Origin of the sequence: Pseudomonas sp. MAG733B (assembly GCF_036884845.1) — a bacterium.
GTDB lineage: Bacteria > Pseudomonadota > Gammaproteobacteria > Pseudomonadales > Pseudomonadaceae > Aquipseudomonas.
This window is the reverse complement of sequence record NZ_CP145732.1, coordinates 130,054-144,281: the sequence shown is the minus strand read 5'-3', so window position 1 is coordinate 144,281 and position 14,228 is coordinate 130,054. Positions and strand designations below refer to the sequence as shown.

At 58.8% G+C, this 14,228-nt stretch carries 13 protein-coding genes; 6 read left to right on the top strand and 7 right to left on the bottom strand.

What is annotated here, in order from left to right:
* Nucleotides 1–32 precede the first annotated feature (32 nt).
* Nucleotides 33–425, top strand: a complete 393-nt coding sequence (gene madL / locus V6Z53_RS00625; RefSeq protein ID WP_338583659.1) for a malonate transporter subunit MadL — start codon at nt 33–35, stop codon at nt 423–425.
* Nucleotides 426–430: 5 nt separating this feature from the next.
* The gene (madM, locus tag V6Z53_RS00620) at nt 431–1,195 is read left to right on the top strand and encodes a malonate transporter subunit MadM (protein ID WP_338583658.1); all 765 of its coding nucleotides are present in this window, start codon (nt 431–433) and stop codon (nt 1,193–1,195) included.
* 100 nt (nt 1,196–1,295) lie between these two features.
* Here madM and V6Z53_RS00615 read toward each other — a convergent pair whose 3' ends face one another.
* Nucleotides 1,296–2,210, bottom strand: coding sequence for a LysR substrate-binding domain-containing protein (locus V6Z53_RS00615; protein ID WP_338583657.1), 915 nt, complete (start codon nt 2,208–2,210; stop codon nt 1,296–1,298).
* Between the two features lie 132 nt (nt 2,211–2,342).
* On the opposite strand from V6Z53_RS00615, the gene V6Z53_RS00610 reads away from it, so the two are divergent.
* Nucleotides 2,343–2,960: a hemolysin III family protein gene (locus V6Z53_RS00610; protein ID WP_338583656.1), complete on the top strand. Its 618-nt coding sequence runs from the start codon at nt 2,343–2,345 to the stop codon at nt 2,958–2,960.
* 115 nt (nt 2,961–3,075) lie between these two features.
* Here the strand turns inward: V6Z53_RS00610 and V6Z53_RS00605 are convergent, their stop codons facing one another.
* Both V6Z53_RS00605 and V6Z53_RS00600 read right to left on the bottom strand, forming a co-directional pair.
* The gene (locus V6Z53_RS00605) at nt 3,076–3,795 is read right to left on the bottom strand and encodes a 16S rRNA (uracil(1498)-N(3))-methyltransferase (protein WP_338583655.1); all 720 of its coding nucleotides are present in this window, start codon (nt 3,793–3,795) and stop codon (nt 3,076–3,078) included.
* A 166-nt stretch (nt 3,796–3,961) separates the two neighbouring features.
* Entirely contained in the window at nt 3,962–5,368 is a 1,407-nt protein-coding gene (locus V6Z53_RS00600) for an adenosylmethionine--8-amino-7-oxononanoate transaminase (protein WP_338583654.1), read from the bottom strand.
* A 221-nt stretch (nt 5,369–5,589) separates the two neighbouring features.
* On the opposite strand from V6Z53_RS00600, the gene V6Z53_RS00595 reads away from it, so the two are divergent.
* Nucleotides 5,590–7,353, top strand: coding sequence for a flavin monoamine oxidase family protein (locus tag V6Z53_RS00595; RefSeq protein ID WP_338583653.1), 1,764 nt, complete (start codon nt 5,590–5,592; stop codon nt 7,351–7,353).
* Between the two features lie 413 nt (nt 7,354–7,766).
* Here the strand turns inward: V6Z53_RS00595 and V6Z53_RS00590 are convergent, their stop codons facing one another.
* Nucleotides 7,767–8,267 (bottom strand): hypothetical protein, encoded by a 501-nt coding sequence (locus tag V6Z53_RS00590; RefSeq protein WP_338583652.1) that lies wholly within the window; start codon nt 8,265–8,267, stop codon nt 7,767–7,769.
* Nucleotides 8,268–8,751: 484 nt separating this feature from the next.
* Here V6Z53_RS00590 and V6Z53_RS00585 point away from each other — a divergent pair, with 484 nt between their 5' ends.
* Both V6Z53_RS00585 and V6Z53_RS00580 read left to right on the top strand, forming a co-directional pair.
* Nucleotides 8,752–9,303 carry a cytochrome b gene (locus V6Z53_RS00585; RefSeq protein WP_338583651.1) on the top strand — a complete coding sequence of 184 codons (552 nt, stop codon included), beginning with the start codon at nt 8,752–8,754 and terminating at the stop codon, nt 9,301–9,303.
* A gap of 32 nt (nt 9,304–9,335) precedes the next feature.
* Nucleotides 9,336–9,923, top strand: coding sequence for a YceI family protein (locus tag V6Z53_RS00580; RefSeq protein ID WP_338583650.1), 588 nt, complete (start codon nt 9,336–9,338; stop codon nt 9,921–9,923).
* Nucleotides 9,924–10,073: 150 nt separating this feature from the next.
* Here V6Z53_RS00580 and V6Z53_RS00575 read toward each other — a convergent pair whose 3' ends face one another.
* From V6Z53_RS00575 to V6Z53_RS00565, 3 genes are all read right to left on the bottom strand, one after another.
* Complete coding sequence (locus tag V6Z53_RS00575; protein ID WP_338583649.1) at nt 10,074–11,948, bottom strand: DEAD/DEAH box helicase; 1,875 nt, start codon at nt 11,946–11,948, stop codon at nt 10,074–10,076.
* Between the two features lie 223 nt (nt 11,949–12,171).
* Complete coding sequence (locus tag V6Z53_RS00570) at nt 12,172–12,987, bottom strand: transporter substrate-binding domain-containing protein (protein ID WP_338583648.1); 816 nt, start codon at nt 12,985–12,987, stop codon at nt 12,172–12,174.
* An 87-nt stretch (nt 12,988–13,074) separates the two neighbouring features.
* Nucleotides 13,075–14,157: a hypothetical protein gene (locus V6Z53_RS00565; protein WP_338583647.1), complete on the bottom strand. Its 1,083-nt coding sequence runs from the start codon at nt 14,155–14,157 to the stop codon at nt 13,075–13,077.
* Nucleotides 14,158–14,228: the final 71 nt, after the last annotated feature.

The window sequence follows — 14,228 nt, the reverse complement described above, 5'->3', positions numbered from 1 at the left end:
ACATTCGACGATGCACTTTGAGGACAACAACAATGATTATTTACGGTGTGGCGTTTCTCGCCTTCTGTACCCTGGTAGGCATATTCATCGGTGAACTGCTCGGCAAGTTGATCGGCGTTCCGGCCAACGTCGGCGGCGTCGGCATTGCCATGCTGCTGCTGATCGGCCTGGGCAGCTACCTCAATAAAAACGGTTGGTTCAAGGGCAAGACCGAACAGGGCGTGGAGTTCTGGAGCGCGGTCTACATCCCGATTGTCGTGGCGATGGCGGCCCAGCAAAACGTATACGGTGCGCTCAAGGGCGGGCCGATGGCGATCCTGGCGGGGACAGTGGCGGTGGTGATTGCCTTTGCCCTGGTGCCGGTGCTGGTGCGTATCGGCAACAAACAGCCGACTTCGATCAATCCTGCGAAGACAGTGGGGTAATCGCCATGTACGAATCGATGATGAAGGTGATTACCGGCTACGGCCTGATCAGTGGTTTTTTGGTTGTCGGCGTGACCATGTGGGTGTCCTACTGGATCTCCAATACGTTCACCAAAGGTCGCCTGCACGGTTCGGCCATTGCCATTCTGCTTGGGCTGGTGCTGTCCTATGTTGGCGGCGCGTTGACCGGTGGTCAGAAGGGCGTGGTGGACATTCCATTGTTGTCCGGGATCGGTCTGTTGGGCGGCGCGATGCTGCGGGATTTCGCCATCGTTGCCACGGCATTCGGCGTGAGTGTCGATGAGCTCAAGCGTGCCGGTTTTGTGGGTGTTCTGGCGTTGTTTGTCGGCGTGGGTACCTCGTTCATCGCCGGTGTCGCGGTGGCGATGGCGTTCGGTTACACCGATGCGGTGAGCCTGACGACTATCGGCGCGGGCGCCGTGACCTACATCGTCGGCCCGGTGACCGGAGCGGCTATCGGTGCCAGTTCCGAAGTCATGGCGTTGTCGATTGCGGCAGGGTTGATCAAGGCGATTCTGGTGATGGTGATGACACCGTTCGTGGCGCCGATGATCGGCCTGAACAACCCGCGCAGTGCAGTGATTTTCGGCGGCTTGATGGGCACCTCGAGTGGCGTGGCCGGTGGCTTGGCGGCGACTGATCCGAAGCTGGTGCCTTATGGGTGCCTGACGGCGGCGTTTTACACGGCGCTGGGTTGTCTGCTCGGGCCTTCGCTGCTGTTTTTGATCATGCGTGGGTTAATGGGGTAAGAGTTGACTGTACCGACGCCATCGCCAGCAGGCTGGCTCCCACATTGGAATGCAATCCCTTGTGGGAGCCAGCCTGCTGGCGATTGGCAGCGACACGGTTTCATGCCTGCCGATTGGCATACATCCGACACTCCGCCAGCAACGCCAGCAAATTCGGATCGCGCTCCTTGGCCTTCAAAAACACCACGCCAATGTGCTGCTGCAACCGGTACTTTTCCTGCAACGGAATCAGCTTCACCCGGTTCTCGTACACCGCCGCAATCCTCCCCGGCAGCAACGCATACCCCACGCCCGAACTGACCATGCTCAGCAAGGTGAAGATGTCGTTGACCTGCATCGCCACCTTCGGCTCAAACCCCGCCTGCTCGAAAACCCGTTTCCCGTCCCGGTGCGTGGCGAAGCCCTGGGTCAGGGTGATGAAGGTTTCATCGCGCACTTCCGCCAGGTCGACTTCGGTCCGTTGCGCAAACTTCGAGTCGGCCGGTGTGGCGAGGAAAATGTCATCGGAGAACAGCGGAATCTGCTCGCAGTCGGGGTCGTTGACGCTGTCGTCCAGCGACACCAGGATCGCATCGACTTCCATGTTCTTGAGCTTGTAGAGCAGGTCGATATTCGAGCCCAGAATCAGATCGATGTTGAGTTCGCTGCGACGGATCTTCAGGCCCATGATCAACTGCGGCACGGTCTTCACCGTCAGCGAATACAGCGAGCCCAACTTGAAACGTTCGGCAGAGAACCCGGCAGCCTCGCGGGTCAGGCGCACGCTTTCGACGACATCCTGAATCAGCTTCTGCGCCCGCTCTTCCAGCACAAAAGCACTTTCCAGAGGCGTCAGGTTACGGCCCTCGTGCTTGAACAGCGGACAACGCAAGGCGCTTTCCAGAGAGTGGATCGCCCGGTGTACGCTGACGTTGCTGGTCTGCAACTCGGCGGCGGCCCGGGCCAGGTTGCCGGTGCGCATGAAGGCCAGGAACACCTCGAGTTTTTTCAGGGTCAACTCTTCATCGATCAGCATGGGGGCGGACTCTTTTTGGAATGATCCGATTGTGCCCAATTCAGCCGGGCGCGTCGTTCGGAAACATTGCGCTTTTACGCTCGAGGCCTGAGCCTTGCGCATTGCGGTAAAGCATCTTGAGGTAAGCGACACATGTATCACGGGGAAAGATTGAACGCCTGGACGCATTTGGTCGGGGCGGTGGCGGCGACGGTCGGTGTGGTGTGGATGCTGGTGATCGCCAGCATGGACGGCAGTCCGTGGAAGATCGTCAGCGTGGCGATCTACGGTTTTACCTTGATGTCGCTCTACAGCGCATCGACCGTTTACCACAGCGTGCGCGGGCGCAAGAAAGCGATCATGCAGAAGGTCGATCACTTCTCGATCTACCTGTTGATCGCGGGCAGCTATACGCCGTTTTGCCTGGTGACCTTGCGCGGCCCGTGGGGCTGGACGTTGTTCGGGATTGTATGGGGGCTGGCGCTGATCGGCATCCTGCAAGAGATCAAGCCGCGTTCGGAAGCACGCATCCTGTCGATCGTGATTTATGCGGTGATGGGCTGGATCGTGCTGGTGGCGGTCAAGCCATTGCTGGCGGCGCTGGGTGGCGCCGGGTTCGCCTGGCTGGCGTCGGGCGGCGTGTTGTACACCGTGGGCATTATCTTTTTTGCCCTGGATCATCGGTTGCGGCATGCCCATGGGATCTGGCATTTGTTTGTGATTGCCGGGAGTTTGCTGCACTTTGTGGCGATATTCTTTTATGTCCTGTAGATCGAGTCGCTGCCAATCGCTAGCAGGGCTAGCTCCCACAGGAGATTTCCAGTGAACATGAAATGGGTGAACACCCAAAATTCAATGTGGGAGCTAGCCTGCTAGCGATGGCGGCCTAGAAGTCCCCCCAAAGCTGCTGGGCCACCGCCAATGCCACCACCGGCGCTGTCTCGGTACGCAACACTCGCGGACCGAGGCGGGCGGCATGAAAACCGTTGGCCTTGGCCTGTTCGACTTCGGCATCCGACAACCCGCCTTCCGGGCCAATGAGGAACGCCAGCGTCGCAGGCTTGGCATGGCTCACCAACGGCTCGGCCACCGGATGCAGTACCAGCTTCAATTCAGCTTCAGTCTGTTTCAACCAATCCGCCAACAGCATCGGCGGATGAATCACCGGCACCCGCGAGCGCCCGCATTGCTCGCATGCGCTGATCGCCACCTGACGCCAGTGCAGCAGGCGTTTGTCGGCGCGCTCGTCTTTCAATCGCACTTCGCAGCGCTCGGTGAAAATCGGCGTGATTTCGCTGACACCCAGCTCGGTGGCTTTCTGAATCGCCCAGTCCATACGCTCGCCACGGGACAAGCCTTGGCCGAGGTGGATCTGCAATGGCGATTCGACCTGACCGGCGAATTGCTCATCGATCTGCACCACCACGCGTTTTTTGCCAACTTCCACCAGCGTGCCGCGAAATTCATGGCCGGAACCGTCGAACAATTGCAACGCATCGCCCTCGGCCATGCGCAGCACACGACCGATGTAATGGGCCTGGGCCTCGGGCAATTCGTGCTCGCCGGTGCTCAGGGGGGCGTCGATGAAGAAGCGGGACAGTCTCATGCGAAGTCTCTACTGAATCTGATGTTCGAAATTGTAAGTGGAGCCGAAGTCGCTTTTGTGGCGAGGGAGCTTGCTCCCGCTGGGCTGCGAAGCAGCCCCAAAAAGAGGGACTGCTGCGCAGTCCAACGGGAGCAAGCTCCCTCGCCACAGGGAACAGCATCAAGGATCAACCCGGATCACGGAACCCCGGATGGAAGTCCTTCGGCACCGCCACGCTGACGCTGTCACGCGTGGCGATGTCGATGCCTTCGCTCGCCACTTCGGCCAGGAAGTCGATCTGCTCCGGCGTAATCACATACGGCGGCAGGAAATACACCACGCTGCCCAATGGCCGCAGTAAAGCACCACGCTCCAGCGCATGCTGGAACACCTTGAGGCCACGGCGTTCCTGCCACGGATACGCTTCTTTAGTTGCCTTGTCCTTGACCATCTCGATGGCCAGCACCATGCCGGTCTGGCGGACTTCGCTGACGTTCGGGTGATCGACCAGATGCGCCGTCGACGAGGCCATGCGTTGGGCCAAGGCCTTGTTGTTCTCGATGACGTTGTCTTCTTCGAAGATATCCAGCGTCGCCAACGCCGCCGCGCAGGCCAGCGGGTTGCCGGTGTAACTGTGCGAATGCAGGAAGGCGCGCAGGGTAGGGTAGTCGTCGTAGAACGCGCTGTAGACCTCATCGGTGGTGATGCATGCCGCCAGCGGCAGGTAGCCGCCGGTCAGGGCCTTGGACAGACAGAGGAAGTCCGGGCGGATGCCGGCCTGTTCGCAGGCGAACATCGTGCCGGTGCGGCCGAAGCCGACGGCGATTTCGTCGTGGATCAGGTGCACGCCATAACGGTCGCAGGCTTCGCGGAGCAGCTTGAGGTACACCGGGTGATACATGCGCATGCCGCCGGCGCCCTGGATCAGCGGCTCGACGATGACTGCGGCGACACTGTCATGGTTCTCGGCCAACGCCTGTTCCATTGCGGCGAACATATTGCGCGAGTGTTCTTCCCAGCTCATGCCCTCGGGACGCATGTAGCAATCCGGGCTCGGCACTTTGATGGTGTCCATCAACAGCGCTTTGTAGGTTTCGGTGAACAGCGGCACGTCGCCCACCGACATCGCCGCCATGGTTTCACCGTGGTAGCTGTTGGTCAGGGTGACAAAACGCTTTTTGTTCGGCTGGCCGCGGTTGAGCCAGTAGTGAAAGCTCATTTTCAGCGCGACTTCGATGCAGGACGAACCGTTATCGGCGTAGAAGCACCGGGTCAGGCCTTCCGGCGTCATCTTCACCAGACGCTCGGACAGCTCGATCACCGGCTGATGGCTGAAACCGGCGAGGATCACGTGTTCCAGCTGATCGACCTGATCCTTGATGCGCTGGTTGATCCGCGGGTTGGCGTGACCGAACACGTTGACCCACCAGGAGCTGACCGCATCGAGGTAGCGTTTGCCTTCGAAATCTTCGAGCCAGACGCCTTCACCGCGCTTGATCGGGATCAGCGGCAGTTGTTCGTGGTCTTTCATCTGGGTGCAGGGATGCCACAGCACCGCGAGGTCGCGTTGCATCCACTGATTATTCAGGCCCATTTTCTCTCTCCTCGAGGCGGTCCGCGGCAGGCGCGAACAAACAATCGCGCAAGCCTATGCAATGCATCGCGCGGGGACAACCCATTGTGTCGATTGAGCTACTTTGTATAGGCCGATAGACGCTGCTGGCGGGCGTCTGAAGGCTGACGTATCCTTCGCGGTTCTTGAGTCGCCTGGCTCGCAAAACCGCTATTTTTTCGTGTATTTCCGGAGTTCGCTGAATGTCTGTCGGTTGGCTGCGCGCCTGTGCGCTGGTGATGTTGGGGCTGTTCAGCGTATCTGCGCTGGCCAAGGATAAAACCGCGATCGTGATCGGCGGCGGGGTCTCGGGCCTCACGGCGGCGTATGAGCTGCAGAACAAGGGCTGGCAGGTCACGCTGCTGGAAGCCAAGCCGAGCCTGGGCGGTCGCTCCGGCATGGCCACCAGCGAGTGGATCGGCAACGACAAGACCCAACCAGTGCTGAACAAGTACGTATCGACCTTCAAGTTGAGCACCACGCCAGCCCCTGAGTTCGTGCGAACGCCCAGCTATCTGATCGACGGTGAGTATTTCACCGCTGCCGACCTGGCCACCAAACAACCGGCCACAGCAGAAGCGCTCAAGCGCTACGAAAAGACCCTGGACGACCTGGCACGCTCGATCGACGACCCGCTGAACCCGGCCGCCAACAGCACGCTGCATGCCCTGGACCAGATCAATGTGTCCAACTGGTTGGATCGCCTGAACCTGCCGGCCACTGCCCGCCAGTTGGTGAACCAGCAGATTCGTAGCCGTTATGACGAACCTTCGCGCATCTCGCTGCTGTACTTCGCTCAGCAGAGCCGCGTGTACCGTGGTGTTTCCGATCGTGACCTGCGTGCTTCGCGTCTGGTCGGTGGCAGCCCGGTGCTGGCGCAGGCCTTCGTCAAACAGCTGAAAACCATCAAGACCAGCTCGCCTGTCTCGGCGATTGTTCAGGACAAGGATGGCGTTACCGTCAAAGTCGGCAGCGTCGGCTATCAGGCGGACTACGTCGTGCTGGCCGTGCCATTGCGCGCCCTGAACAAGATCCAGATGACCCCGGCACTGGACGCCCAGCACCTGGCTGCGATCAAGGGCACCAACTACGGTTGGCGCGACCAGATCATGCTGAAGTTCAAGACCCCGGTATGGGAGCCTAAGGCGCGCATGTCCGGCGAGATCTTCAGCAACGCCGGCCTTGGCATGTTGTGGATCGAGCCGGCCCTGAAGGGCGGCGCCAACGTGGTGATCAACCTGTCGGGCGACAACGCGCGCGTGATGCAGGCGTTTGGCGACAAGCAGATGGTCGATCAGGTGTTGATTCGCCTGCATGCGTTTTATCCACAGGCACGCGGTTCGTTCACCGGTTATGAAATCCGTCGCTACAGCACCGACCCATCGATGGGCGGTGCCTACCTGGCCTTCGGCCCGGGCCAGATCAGCAAGTTCTGGCGCTTGTGGGAACGTCCGATTCAGCGCGTAGCCTTTGCCGGCGAACACACTGACACCTTGTACCCGGGCACTCTGGAAGGCGCATTGCGTACCGGTCAGCGTGCGGCCAGTCAGGTTGAAGATCTGGCGGCGGGCAAGTCGTTCGAGCCAGAGAAAGTGGCTCCGGTTGCGGCGGCTGCAGCGGCGGGTGCCGGCGCGGTGGCGGCGAAGAAGGGCAACTTCTTCACGAACCTTTTTGGCGGCTCGGATGACGAGAAGAAGCCAGAGCCAGTCAAGACGCCTGAGCCAGTTGCACCGACCCCTGCACCGACGCCAGCCCCGGCCGCTGCACCGACGCCGGTCGAAGCACCGAAGCCTGCGACGCCAGTGAAAGCCGAGCCTGCGAAGAAGGCTCCAGCCAAGACCCCGGCGAAACCGGCAGCCAAAACCGAGGCCAAAAAAGCCCCGGCCAAGGCTCCGGTTAAGAAGGCTGAACCGGCGAAGAAGCCAGCAGCCAAACCGGCGGCGACTACAGAGACCAAGGCTCAGTAACGGTCAGATGTAGAAAAGCGCGGCCCGAGGGTCGCGCTTTTTTTTGCTTATCTATCAAGTGGGAGACATCACTTTTTTCCAACGCAGTAATCAGGCGCCGCGATTCATGATCCAGGTCCTACACGCTTAGACCATATATCAGATTCTTCCCACAAATTAATCAGAAGCAAATGATGGGTGGCGCCTTGAATTAAAATCTATGCTTTCGGAAAATCTGGAGGGCGTATGAAAACAATAGTGGTTTTAGTGGTGTTGATAACATTCTCAGGATGTGTTGATGGGAAATTCACTCTTAAAAGACATGCTCCCGAATTGGCCCATAAGTGCCATATTAATCCATACGATCCAGATTGTTTGGATCCGCCTCCAATCTTCAAAAGCTCTTAAGTGTTCGATTAATGAATCATGAGGTGTTATGGAAATTTCCATATAGGAATTTCAGTACCATCCGGTAGCACTTTTACCCACCTTTCCTTTGGCTTCGGAATGCGGCCAGGGGTGAATCCAAAGCGGGCCCAGCACATACTCCCTGTCCGTTTGTCGTAGATGACTAGATTCCCGTCATCCTGAATGACCATACATGTGTTGTACCAGAGCGATTTATCAATACTGTGAGTGCTGTCAGCAATCCATAAACGCCTTCTGGACGGGTCATAAAGAAAACCATTGTTGCTAATCACAAACATCAGAGGCTCACGCATCTTTTTTGGATATAAAGTTCTGCTGTAAATTTGATTGCCATCTGCAATCCAGACTACGGCGCCGTTATCGGTGATTACTAGATTGCCATCCACTTGCAGTGCCAAACGAAATCGTCCATTTGGGGACATGAGATATTGCCCCGGCGTCATCGTTTGGTTGGGCGGTAGTACTGGCGAGCCACTCGCTTGAAATGGTGTATATCTGATAGCCATGTTTCATTCCTTAATCAATGAGTTGTTGAGCACTCATTGAAACAAGTTCGAATGCGGAAATGGCGATACATATGTATTGCAAACCAATTAATTAAACCGCAACGCTTTCCGCGTAGCAGCTACCGAAGGCAGCGTTCGGCAGCGCGGCAGTCGAGGAGTCCGAGCTCGCGGTCTGTCAGGTCGAGCCCTTGTGTAGGGCTGCGACTGCTTCGCAGCCGAACGCTGCCTGCGGCAGCTGCTACAGGTTGAATTACGACTCAAGGACCGTAGCGAAAAAATCAGTAGTAGCCATCGAATAAACCTTTTGATACAGGTGTTCTCTGGTTTGTATTCACTTTTTTTCACAATTTCGACTTTAATCTTTCCTTAACTCGCTTGCTTCAGACTCTTGATCGGTTTTCTCGATATTTCAAAGCGAAATTTTCGGCTTTAATTCGATAGATAACTCGATAGTCTTGGGCCAGCACTTACAGGGATCTAGGCAATGCAGCTACGAAACTCTACTTCCCGCTACGGCTGGGTCAGCATTTTCATGCACTGGGGCGTGGCGCTGGCGGTTGTCGGTCTGTTCGCGTTGGGGTTGTGGATGGTCGGTCTCGACTACTACAGCACCTGGCGCAAAGACGCGCCGGACCTGCACAAGAGCATCGGCCTGGTGTTGCTGGGTGTGATGCTGTTGCGGGTGTTGTGGCGTTTTGTCAGTCCACCGCCGCCAACCTTGTCCAGCTACAGCCGCATGACGCGCCTCGGCGCCAAGTTCGGCCATGGCTTTCTGTATCTCAGTCTGTTCGCTGTGATGATTGCCGGTTACCTGATTTCCACCGCAGAAGGTGTCGGTATCCCGGTGTTTGGTTTGTTTGAAGTGCCTGCACTGGTGTCCGGACTACCGGACCAGGCAGATACCGCTGGCGTGATTCACCTCTACCTGGCGTGGGTGCTGGTAATTTTTTCCGGCCTCCATGCGTTGGCAGCATTGAAGCACCACTTTATCGACCGTGATGTGACCCTCAAGCGAATGCTGGGTCGCAAAGCCTGAAGTTCAACCTCGACTCCAAAGGAAAACAAAGCATGTTGAAAAAGACTCTGGCCGCTCTGGCAATCGGTTCCGCCCTGTTGTCCGCCGGTAACGTAATGGCCGCTGACTACGTGGTCGACAAAGAAGGCCAGCACGCCTTCGTTGACTTCAAGATCAGCCACCTGGGCTACAGCTACATCACCGGTACCTTCAAGGACATCGACGGCAAGTTCAGCTTCGACGCTGCCAAGCCTGAAGCCAGCAAGATCGAGTTCAACGTGAACACCGCCAGCGTGTTCACCAACAACGCCGAACGTGACAAGCACATCGCCAGCAAAGACTTCCTGAACGCCAGCAAAGCCACGTTCGTTTCCACCAGCGTCAAACCTACCGGCAAAAACGCCGATGGCAAGGACACTGCTGACGTGGCTGGCGACCTGACTATCCTCGGCGTCACCAAGCCAATCGTGGTCAAGGCCACTTTCCTGGGTGAAGGCAAGGATCCATGGGGCGGCTACCGTGCAGGCTTCGAGGGTAACTTCAGCCTCAAGCGTTCCGATTTCGGCAAGCAGAAAGACCTGGGCCCATCGTCCGATGCAGTTGAAATGTACGTGAGCTTTGAGGGTGTCAAAGCGAAGTAATGCTGAGACTGTAGGAGCTGCCGCAGGCTGCGATCTTTTGATCTTTTAAAAGATCGCAGCCTGCGGCAGCTCCTACAAAAGCACTTTGCAGCACATACAAAAATGCCCCGATTCTCACGAACCGGGGCATTTTTTTATTGCAGCGATAAATCAGCGATTGCGGGTCAGCAATGCCGGTTTTTCACCGCGAGGACGGCTTGGCAGTTGATCCAGTTGCTCAGGTGTCGGGAAGCGGTCAGCCTTCGACTCCTTGTGCATGATCTTCGGCGCAGGACCGCGCGGGTTCTGCACGGCCGGTTCCGAATTCGGTTGATCGTCACGGGCCGGGCGGCGGTTGCGCGAATCTTCGCGACGGGCCTGGCCGTTACGTGGTGCACCGTTGCGTGGACCGCTGCGCTTGGCGGGTGGCGTACCGGTGGTGGCGCCATCGCTGTTGCGTGGACCGCTCTGGCGACCCTGTGGCTTGCCGCCACGTGGCGCGCCCGAACCTGCAGCCGTGCCTTGTGCCGGAGCACCCGGACGACGGCCACGGCCCTGGGCCGGTTTCTGCTGCGGCACGTAGTCGACGCGGTTACCGAAGTTATCGACATCGTCGTCGAGGAACTCGTCTGGCGCACGATCAGCAGCGGCGCGTGGCGGCTGGCTTGGCTGACGCTGTTCACGGGCCGGAGTGCCTTCGCGAGGCTTTTGCTGACGGGCTGGACGCTCGCCGCGTTCGCCCGACGCCGGTTTTTCCTTGCCCTTGTCCTTGCCTTTGTCTTTACGACCGCTACCGCCGCCACCGCCATTCGGACCGTCGCCGCGCGGGCCACGTGGATTGCGCGGGTTGCGCATGTCCGGACGCTCGCGTACTTCAGGTTTTTCCGCTTCGATGGTGCTGGCATCGAAGCCCATCAGGTCGCCGTCGGCGATTTTCTGCTTGGTCATGCGTTCGATGCTTTTCAGCAGTTTTTCTTCGTCCGGAGCCACCAGCGAGATCGCCTCGCCCGAACGACCGGCACGGCCGGTACGGCCGATACGGTGCACATAGTCTTCATCGACGTTCGGCAGTTCGAAGTTGACCACGTGTGGCAACTGGTCGATATCGAGACCGCGCGCAGCGATGTCGGTGGCAACGAGGATGCGCACGCTACCGGCCTTGAAGTCGGCCAAGGCTTTGGTGCGGGCGTTCTGGCTCTTGTTGCCGTGGATCGCGACGGCGCTCAGGCCGTGTTTGTCCAGGTACTCGGCCAGGCGGTTGGCGCCGTGTTTGGTGCGGGTGAACACCAGCACCTGTTCCCAGGCACCCGCGGTGATCAGGTGCGCCAGCAGCGCACGCTTGTGGCTGGCATGCAGGCGGAATACGCGTTGTTCGATACGCTCGACCGTGGTGTTCGGCGGCGTGACTTCGATGCGTTCCGGGTTGTGCAGCAGCTTGCCGGCGAGGTCGGTGATGTCCTTGGAGAACGTCGCCGAGAACAGCAGGTTCTGCCGTTTGGCCGGCAGACGGGCCAGGACCTTCTTCACGTCATGGACGAAGCCCATGTCGAGCATGCGGTCGGCTTCGTCCAGCACGAGGATTTCCACGTGGGACAGGTCGACGCTGCCTTGGCCGGCGAGATCGAGCAAGCGACCAGGGCAGGCTACCAGCACGTCTACGCCACGGGACATGGCCTGAACCTGCGGGTTCATGCCGACGCCGCCGAAGATGCAGGCACTGACGAACTTCAGGTCACGGGCATAGACCTTGAAGCTTTCGTGCACTTGCGCCGCGAGTTCGCGAGTGGGGGTCAGGACCAGTACGCGCGGTTGGCGCGGACCGTGACGCTGGGATTTGTCCGGGTGACCGTTAGGGAACAACCGCTCCAGAATCGGAAGGGCGAAACCGCCGGTTTTACCAGTACCTGTCTGTGCCGCGACCATCAGGTCGCGACCTTGCAACACGGCGGGAATGGCCCGCTGTTGCACCGGAGTAGGCTCGGTATAGCCCGCCGCCTCGATGGCGCGGACTAAAGCCTCGGAGAGACCGAGGGAAGCAAAGGACATGAGTAATCCTGTTTTAGTTAGGGCTTGGCCCAATGGGAGTCTTGCCTGGCGCGAATAGCGTTTAAGAGGACGCAATCCCGTCCGGTCCTGCTTCGGTCTCGAAGGCTCGTCTGGAGCGCTCGCGCGGGCTGAAAAGCTGCGCTGTAGCGGGGTCGAGATGCCTTGAACGATTCCGAGCGTCCGGGCGTGAGCCTGGCGGGAAGGCCGGAGTATAACAGAGCAATCACTGCGCGCCGCTTTCCTGCTGCTCAACGGTTTTTGCACGTATAGCCGTGGCGCTTGCGGGACTTACGGCAGCGCTGGGATCGGCGCCGTAACGGGCGCTCAGCTCCGCATAGGCTGGTTCGCGCTTGAAACGCTTGAGTTCGGCACCGAAGCGTTGCACCAGCAAATCCATGCCGGCATTGCGGCGTACCGCCAGAAACTGGCTTTGCTGACTGATGATGGTCGGGTTTTCAGTGATCTTGTCGCGGATCTTCAGCTCGTCGAGCAAATGCTGGCCGACCCGGCGGTCGGTGATCAGCAGGTCGATTCGTCCGCGCACCAGTTTGCCGAAGTTGGCTTCATGGCTCGGTGCCGGTTCGCGGGTGAACAGTGTCGAGTCCCTGAAATCCTGGCTGTACAGGTAGCCTGGCGAGGTGCCGATGGTCAGGCCGCGCAGTTCGTCGAGGGTGCGAAACGGGTGCGGGCGCTCGTTGGCGTAGAACATCACGAACTGGACTTCCGAGAGCGGCTCGCTGGGGTAGAGCAGTGTCGCATCGCGCTCATCGCTGTGAAAAATGTCCAGCGCGCCATCGGCCTGACCGGTTTCGAGCATCGACAAGCAGCGTTTCCACGGCAGGAACTGCCATTCCACTTCGATGCCCAGGCGCTTGAAGACGATCGCCGTGGTTTCGTAATCCAGGCCCAGGGCTTTGCCATTCTCCTCATAGACGTAAGGCGCCCACGGTTCCGTGACAATGCGCAGCTTCTCGCCCCAAGCGGTGAAGCTCAAGCAAGTAAAAAGCACAACGGTGAGCAACTGGGCAATGGCGGGCATGGCCTGAGGTTAGTATGCCTATCGCCTAATGAGAAGCTCTGGCGTGCATGTTTAACCGCTGTGTTGGGCAGATTGCGTGCGACTTCTCTATTTGCTTGGGGAATTGAGCAAGTGATCGTGGATCGCCTCGCGCCGCTGCCCAAGAATCAGCTTGACCAGGCCATTGGTGAACCAATCTTCGAGCAAATGCCGGCAAACCGGGGTGCCAAGGCGTTCCTGCTGGTTTTGCAGGGCCTTTTCCCACCAGACCGGCCCGCAGGCTTTGTCGAATTCGTTGGGATGCTCATAGCAGCCATAGAGAATTTCACGAATGAACTGACGCAGATGTGCGGGCAGTGCCAGGGTGATGATCTTGTAAAGCATCCGTTGGGATCGCGGAGGCCGTGGTAGCTGGGCCGATACGCGACGGGTGTCGTTCAGGGCTGCCTGGCAGGTTGGTTGTGCGGCATGTTTGGCCACCCAGGCCTTGACCTTGGCCCTGAACAATTGCTTGCGGCTCCAGTAGTGATGGATCAGGTCCGGACACTTCTTGACCTCCAGCGTCCGATAGGCCGCCACCGACAGGCAGAACTCTTCGAGGGTGTAGGCGCCTTGCGCGGAAGGGAACAACTCGTCGATCAGCGCGATCGAGCGATCCAGCACGTGAATATCCTGGCGGTGCAAACCGATGACGCCCGAGTTGAGCAGCATCATTTGATCGTCAGCCAGGCCTTTTTCCATGAGCGTGGCCGACAGTGCGCTGTAGAGCACGTTTTCTTTGTTGTTGCCGTAGTGGGTGTAGTAGTCGTTACACAGCAGCGTGCCGGGTTGCACGCGTTCAAACAGCTTAAGCGGCGAGCAGTGGAAGAACGTGTCGGTGTCGATCAGCAGCGCAGTTTCGGCCTCTTCGAGCACCGTACGCAAAGCGACGTGCTTGGCGCGGAAATGATAGCCGTGGGGTTCGTTCCAGCGTCGGCGTGTTTCCTCGTCGAGGGCGCGCACGCGCACCGGCAGGTGTTCATAGGGCTGCGGGTTGTCGCTGAAGACCTGGATGTCGAGCGCCGCATCGGGTGTTTCACGCAACCAGCTCAGGGCACTGGAGATACTGAATACGGCTTCCTGATGGTATGTCTCGGAACCGAAAACCAGGTAGACGAGTTGTGGGCGTGCCGTCGAAGGGGCGGTCATCATTGAACTACAGCGTTCCGTGGGTTCGTTTAAATGTAAAAAGCCCTCCGAAGAGGGCCCGTGTACCTGTGTGG

Coding starts and splice junctions, on each gene's coding strand:
- madM (WP_338583658.1), top strand. CDS start 431: ATGTACGAATCGATGATGAAGGTGATTACCGGCTACGGCCTGATCAGT.
- V6Z53_RS00570 (WP_338583648.1), bottom strand. CDS start 12,987: ATGCCCGCCATTGCCCAGTTGCTCACCGTTGTGCTTTTTACTTGCTTG.
- V6Z53_RS00595 (WP_338583653.1), top strand. CDS start 5,590: ATGTCTGTCGGTTGGCTGCGCGCCTGTGCGCTGGTGATGTTGGGGCTG.
- V6Z53_RS00565 (WP_338583647.1), bottom strand. CDS start 14,157: ATGATGACCGCCCCTTCGACGGCACGCCCACAACTCGTCTACCTGGTT.
- V6Z53_RS00580 (WP_338583650.1), top strand. CDS start 9,336: ATGTTGAAAAAGACTCTGGCCGCTCTGGCAATCGGTTCCGCCCTGTTG.
- V6Z53_RS00575 (WP_338583649.1), bottom strand. CDS start 11,948: ATGTCCTTTGCTTCCCTCGGTCTCTCCGAGGCTTTAGTCCGCGCCATC.
- V6Z53_RS00600 (WP_338583654.1), bottom strand. CDS start 5,368: ATGGGCCTGAATAATCAGTGGATGCAACGCGACCTCGCGGTGCTGTGG.
- V6Z53_RS00610 (WP_338583656.1), top strand. CDS start 2,343: ATGTATCACGGGGAAAGATTGAACGCCTGGACGCATTTGGTCGGGGCG.
- V6Z53_RS00605 (WP_338583655.1), bottom strand. CDS start 3,795: ATGAGACTGTCCCGCTTCTTCATCGACGCCCCCCTGAGCACCGGCGAG.
- V6Z53_RS00585 (WP_338583651.1), top strand. CDS start 8,752: ATGCAGCTACGAAACTCTACTTCCCGCTACGGCTGGGTCAGCATTTTC.
- V6Z53_RS00615 (WP_338583657.1), bottom strand. CDS start 2,210: ATGCTGATCGATGAAGAGTTGACCCTGAAAAAACTCGAGGTGTTCCTG.
- V6Z53_RS00590 (WP_338583652.1), bottom strand. CDS start 8,267: ATGGCTATCAGATATACACCATTTCAAGCGAGTGGCTCGCCAGTACTA.
- madL (WP_338583659.1), top strand. CDS start 33: ATGATTATTTACGGTGTGGCGTTTCTCGCCTTCTGTACCCTGGTAGGC.